Origin of the sequence: Streptomyces sp. NPDC002785, from assembly GCF_040295565.1 — a bacterium.
Classification (GTDB): domain Bacteria; phylum Actinomycetota; class Actinomycetes; order Streptomycetales; family Streptomycetaceae; genus Streptomyces.
Map to the genome: position 1 here is coordinate 1 of NZ_JBEOVN010000309.1, position 5,708 is coordinate 5,708.

At 69.9% G+C, this 5,708-nt stretch carries 4 protein-coding genes; 2 read left to right on the forward strand and 2 right to left on the reverse strand.

Going from position 1 to position 5,708, the window contains the following annotated elements:
- Window positions 1-38 precede the first annotated feature (38 nt).
- Window positions 39-1,943, reverse strand: a complete 1,905-nt coding sequence (gene phsA / locus ABTZ94_RS35890; protein WP_502967365.1) for an O-aminophenol oxidase PhsA — start codon at window positions 1,941-1,943, stop codon at window positions 39-41.
- A 271-nt stretch (window positions 1,944-2,214) separates the two neighbouring features.
- On the opposite strand from phsA, the gene ABTZ94_RS35895 reads away from it, so the two are divergent.
- Window positions 2,215-3,300, forward strand: a complete 1,086-nt coding sequence (locus ABTZ94_RS35895) for an S-(hydroxymethyl)mycothiol dehydrogenase (protein ID WP_351207381.1) — start codon at window positions 2,215-2,217, stop codon at window positions 3,298-3,300.
- The gene (locus ABTZ94_RS35900; protein WP_351207383.1) at window positions 3,300-3,929 is read left to right on the forward strand and encodes an MBL fold metallo-hydrolase; all 630 of its coding nucleotides are present in this window, start codon (window positions 3,300-3,302) and stop codon (window positions 3,927-3,929) included. The genes ABTZ94_RS35895 and ABTZ94_RS35900 overlap by 1 nt, the downstream gene beginning before the upstream one ends.
- Here the strand turns inward: ABTZ94_RS35900 and ABTZ94_RS35905 are convergent.
- Entirely contained in the window at window positions 3,923-4,876 is a 954-nt protein-coding gene (locus tag ABTZ94_RS35905; RefSeq protein ID WP_351207385.1) for a pseudouridine synthase, read from the reverse strand. The two genes, ABTZ94_RS35900 and ABTZ94_RS35905, sit on opposite strands and share 7 nt — an antisense overlap.
- Window positions 4,877-5,708: the final 832 nt, after the last annotated feature.

Consider the following 5,708-nt stretch of genomic DNA (forward strand, 5'->3'; position numbering starts at 1 on the left):
CGCGGAACGATCCCGCGGGGGTCGCCGGCGCGGCAGGGTCAGCCGCTGTGCCCGTGATGACCACCGTGCCCGGCGCCGTGGTCGAACTTCATCGCCTCGGGCGGCATCACGACGAACGGCCGCATCATGCCCATGTCCTCGTGCTCCAGCAGATGACAGTGGTACATGAACCGCCCGTAAGCCCCGTCGAACTTCCCGAGCACCTTCACCAACTGTCCCCGAGGCACCCGGAAGACGTCCTTCCAGCCCTGTTCGTTCGGCGCCGTCGGGATCATGGTGCCGTGATCGAACATGACGGGCGAGCGGGTTCCGCCGAGCGCCGGATCGAAGCCGTCGAACGTGTACGCCTCCCGGCCCATCACCTGGAAGTCCGCCAGATGGATGTGCATCGGGTGCGTCGGGGCGCCCAGATTGAGGAACGACCACTGCTCGAACGTGTTCTCGCCGACCGTGTACCCGAGTCCGTCGTTGAAGGTCCGCGCGATCCTGCGGTACGTGCGCACCGTGCCGTCCTCGCCCTGGACCTGGACGACACCGTCCGACGGCACCTGCACGTCGCTGACGTCCTCGACCTCCGTCATCTCCCAGATCTCCGGGTGGCCGCCGCCCCCGACCGTCCCCGGCGCCGTCAGCACGACGAGCCGGTGCCCGTGCTCCACCCGGCCGTGCTCGTACCGGCGGAAGGAACCGGACAACACCTCGGGCAGCTCGAAGTCGTCTTGCCGCCCCGTCTCCCGTACGCGGAACTCCATCACCTGGGGGAACGGCACACTCGACGCCAGGTCGGGCACCCCCGCCGCGAGCTTGCCCTGGTTGACCAGTCGGACCCGGCGCCCGGCCAGCGCCGAGAAGTCGATCAGCAGGTCCATCCGCTCGGCCGGGGCGATCGTCAGCTTCGGCAGCACCTCGTCGAAATCGACCGGCACCGGGCGCGGCAGCAGCCCGCCGTCGCTCCCGATCTGCCGGATCACCCCCGGAACCGGATTGTTCTCGTCGTCGACCAGCACCAGATCGTAGATCCGGGCATTGGAGGCATTCACGAGCCGGAAGCGGTACCACGCGTCGTCCACGTCCATGTGCGGCCAGATACGGCCGTTGACCGTCGTGTACGGGCCCAGGAACGGGAGGGACACCGGCTTCCCGGTCTCCGGGTCGGCCTCGACGACCACGGTCGTCTTGTGCAGCAGCCGCCCGTTGAGCCGGCCGTCGCCATCGGTGTCCAGGTTGCGGTCGGCGAGGATCAGCGGCACCTCCCGGTCACCGGACGGCAGACCGAGCGCGTCCTCCTCGTCGTCCCTGATCAGATACGTACCGACGAGCCCGGCGTACACATTCCACCGGGTGATGTTCATGGCGTGGTCGTGGTACCACCACTGGGCGGCCTGATGGTCGTTCGGGTACTCCGACAGCTGTGCGTCGCCGAAGCCGACCGCGTTGTCCGCCCAGCCGTCGTTCCCGCCACCGGTCTGCGCACCGTGCAGATGGGTCACCGTCCAGGCGGTCAGCGCGGCGACATCCGCATTGGGCTCGACACCGTCGCGTCCCGGCCGGTTGTGCGGGGCGGGCTCGCCCTGCTTCACGGGGCCGACCTCCACGGCGGTGACCGGGTACTCGCTCCCCTTCGGGATCCGGTTGGTCCAGGCGATCCTGATCCGCTCCCCGCGCCGCACCTCGATGGTCGGCCCCGGCACGGTGCCGTTGTATCCCCACATCAGGGTCGGCGGGAGCTGCGCGTGCAGCCGCACCCAGGTGGGTGACACGGCGATCTCGGTCTCCCGGAGCACGTCACCGCTCTGCGGGCGCAGCACTGGCGGAACGGGCAACGCGTCGGTGTACGGCACGAGTCCGCCGACCGGCGCCCCGAGCGCGGTCGTCCCGGAAGCCGGTCCCGGTGCGATGGTCCGTCGGCTGGTCTTCTCCGTGATCTCGGCAATTTCGGTCAAGGTACGTCCCCCATGATCCGTCATCCCTCCGCGGGTGGACCACGGAACCCCTGCCCCCGCAGGTATCGGTTCCGTGGTCCCTCTGTACCAAAGGACCCCAGCGAACCCGGCGTAGTTCAGTGCAGCGCACCATCTGACCGAAACCGGTAGATCCCACGAGTGGACGCCAGCCGTTTCCCGCCAACGCGGCGCGCCGCCGTGACACTCTCACGGGGCGTACGGTTGTTCGTGTTCGATCTTCACGAAATGACGGAAACAGGGAGACCACGGTATGTCGCAGCAGGTGCAAGGAGTCATCGCACCGGGGAAGAACGAGCCGGTACGGGTGGAGACGATCGTGATCCCGGACCCGGGCCCCGGCGAGGCCGTGGTGAAGATCCAGGCGTGCGGCGTCTGCCACACCGATCTGCACTACAAGCAGGGCGCCATCAACGACGACTTCCCCTTCCTGCTCGGCCATGAGGCTTCGGGCGTGGTGGAGTCCGTCGGCGAAGGGGTCACGGACGTGGCGCCCGGCGACTTCGTCATCCTCAACTGGCGTGCCGTGTGCGGGCAGTGCCGTGCCTGTCTGCGCGGTCGCCCCTGGTACTGCTTCGACACCCACAACGCCAAGCAGAAGATGACGCTGCTCGACGGCACGGAGCTGTCGCCCGCGCTCGGCATCGGCGCGTTCGCCGAGAAGACCCTCGTCGCCGCCGGTCAGTGCACCAAGGTCGACCCGGAGGTGTCCCCGGCCGTCGCCGGGCTGCTCGGCTGCGGCGTGATGGCGGGCATCGGCGCCGCCATCAACACCGGGCAGGTCGGCCGCGGCGACTCGGTCGCCGTGATCGGCTGCGGCGGTGTCGGTGACGCGGCGATCGCGGGCGCGCGGCTGGCCGGCGCGGCGAAGATCATCGCCGTGGACATCGACGACCGCAAGCTGGAGACGGCGAAGACGATGGGCGCCACGCACACCGTCAACTCCCGCTCCACCGACCCGGTCGAGGCGATCCGTGCCCTGACCGGCGGCAACGGCGCGGACGTCGTCATTGAGGCGGTCGGCCGCCCGGAGACGTACAAGCAGGCCTTCTACGCCCGCGACCTCGCAGGCACCGTCGTCCTGGTCGGCGTCCCGACCCCGGAGATGCAGCTGGAGCTGCCGCTTATCGACGTCTTCGGCCGCGGCGGATCGCTCAAGTCCTCCTGGTACGGCGACTGCCTGCCCTCCCGCGACTTCCCGATGCTCATCGATCTGCACCAGCAGGGCCGGATCGACCTCGGCGCGTTCGTCACCGAGACCATCGGACTCGGCGACATCGAGCAGGCCTTCGCCCGGATGCACGAGGGTGACGTGCTGCGTTCGGTGGTGGTCTTCTGATGGCCACCCGCATCGACCACCTCGTCACCTCCGGCACCTTCGCCCTCGACGGCGGGCAGTGGGACGTCGACAACAACGTCTGGATCGTCGGCGACGACACCGAGGCGATCGTCATCGACGCAGCCCATGACGCCGCCGCCATCGAGGCCGCGCTGAACGGCCGTACGCTGCGCGCCATCGTCTGCACGCACGCGCACAACGACCACATCGACGCGGCCCCGGCCCTCGCCGACGCCACCGGTGCACCGGTCCTGCTGCACCCCGACGACCTGCCGCTGTGGAAGCAGACCCACCCGCACCGCGCCCCGGACGGCGAACTGGCCGACGGTCAGGAGCTGGAGATCGCCGGAACGACGCTCCACGTCCTGCACACCCCGGGCCATGCCCCGGGCGCTGTCTGCCTGTACGCCCCCGAACTGTCCACCGTCTTCACCGGTGACACGCTCTTCCAGGGCGGGCCCGGCGCCACCGGGCGCTCCTTCTCGCACTTCCCGACGATTGTCGCGTCGATCAGGGACCGGCTGCTCGCCCTGCCGCCGGAAACCACCGTCCGTACCGGGCACGGCGATTCCACGACCATCGGCGCGGAGGCCCCGCATCTGGACGAGTGGATCGCCCGCGGTCACTGAGAACCGCGGCTCACCGGTCCGGGCCATGCACGCAGCCGCAGCCCGCTCTCGAAGCGGCGCGGCTCGCCCGTGACTGGATCGGTGAACTCCAGCACTTGGGCGAGGAGTTGGAGAGGGTGCGACCATTCGTCGGTCGCACCCTCTGCCCGGACCACCGGGTAGACCGGGTCATGGATGAGCGGCAGCCCCAGGCTGTTCATATGGACCCGCAGCTGATGGGTGCGCCCGGTGGCGGGCAGCAGCCGGTAGCGACCGAGACCCTCCCGGTGCTCCAGCAGCTCGATCCGGCTCTCGCTGTTCGGCTCGCCCGGCTCCTCACGGGCGGCGATGACCCCGCGCTCCTTGACGATGCGGCTGCGTACGGTCCGCGGGAAGACCAGTTCGGGGTCGTACGGTGCCACCGCCTCGTACTCCTTGCGCACTGAGCGGTCCCGGAACATCGTCTGGTACGCGCCCCGCTCCCCGGGCCGTACGACGAAGAGGACGAGGCCCGCGGTCAGCCGGTCCAGCCGGTGCGCGGGCTGCAGCCCGGGCAGGTCCAGCTCGCGGCGCAGCCGGGCCACCGCGGTCTCGGTGATGTGCCGGCCGCGCGGTGTCGTCGCCAGGAAGTGCGGCTTGTCGGCAATGACGAGATGCTCGTCGCGGTGGACGACACCGACCGGGAAAGGCACCGGCTCCTCCGGCGCGAAATCCCGGTGGAACCAGATGTACCGGCCCGTGGTGTACGGCTCGTCGGCGGGCACGGGGCCCTGCACGGAGACGAACCGGCCCTCGGCGAGCATGGAGTCCACCCGCGCCGCCCCGATCGCACCCGCGAACCGCGCCAGCAGATGATCGCGGACCGTCGCCCACCGGCCGTCCGGATCCCCGGGGAGCCGCAGCCGCACCGGATCGATCCCGTCCCGCTGCGGCAGCGGCGCCGACGGGGGCTTCGCGCGCCCCCTCACCGGGGTGCGCCGACCGGTACAGCGGTGAGCATGGTGCAGGCTCCTCGTATCGTCTCCAAAAGCCATCCGCAGCTGCCCCGTGGCTCCCCCGAACACACCATCTTTCCACAGCACGGGCACGCGACCTCGGACGCCCGGCAGCGTCACCCGCGACCGTCCCGGGCATCGAAACCGGGCCGCACGAACGACTCGTCCTCCGTGGCGGCGACTGGCGAGAAGCCGGAAGCGCCACTCCCCGTTCAGCGGCATCCGCCCGGCATCCGACCCCGCGTACCAGGCTCGCGGTTCCACCCCGCCCGATCCGGGACCCTTGTCCTCGTACCAGGGCAGGTTGGGCGTGTGTGCGGTTCATGGGACTCCTCGCTCGGCGATGGCCTCCGTGCTGCTGGACGTTGGCGAGGAATGAACCGTTTCACCAAGGGTGCTGTCCCCTGCCCTGGCCCACGTGCGACCGCGCGGGGGGCCGTGTGCGACCATGCGGGCGCAACGCGGAATGCCGAGCAGGATCGCTCCGCTCTCCGTCACTCCCGGCGGAACCAGCGGACCGCCGTCCCCGTCAGCGCGACCGTCCACAGCGCCATCACTCCGAGCTCAGCCGACGAATGCAGGCCGCCCGGCGGTCGGCGGGGCGTCCGTTTCGAGGAACGGGGCGCTCTTGCGGATCGCGCGGCCGATCGGACCTGGGGATTCGCTGGGCCGTTGGTCACGCGGTTGGCCGCGCCACAGCCCAGAAAAGCAAAAAGACCCCAGATGAACTGGGGTCTTAGCTGGTGTCCGAGGGGGGACTTGAACCCCCACGCCCGATAAAGGGCACTAGCACCTCAAGCTAGCG

Excerpts from the sequence above, each read along its gene's own strand:
- ABTZ94_RS35895 (WP_351207381.1), top strand. The coding sequence starts at position 2,215 with ATGTCGCAGCAGGTGCAAGGAGTCATCGCACCGGGGAAGAACGAGCCG.
- ABTZ94_RS35900 (WP_351207383.1), top strand. The coding sequence starts at position 3,300 with ATGGCCACCCGCATCGACCACCTCGTCACCTCCGGCACCTTCGCCCTC.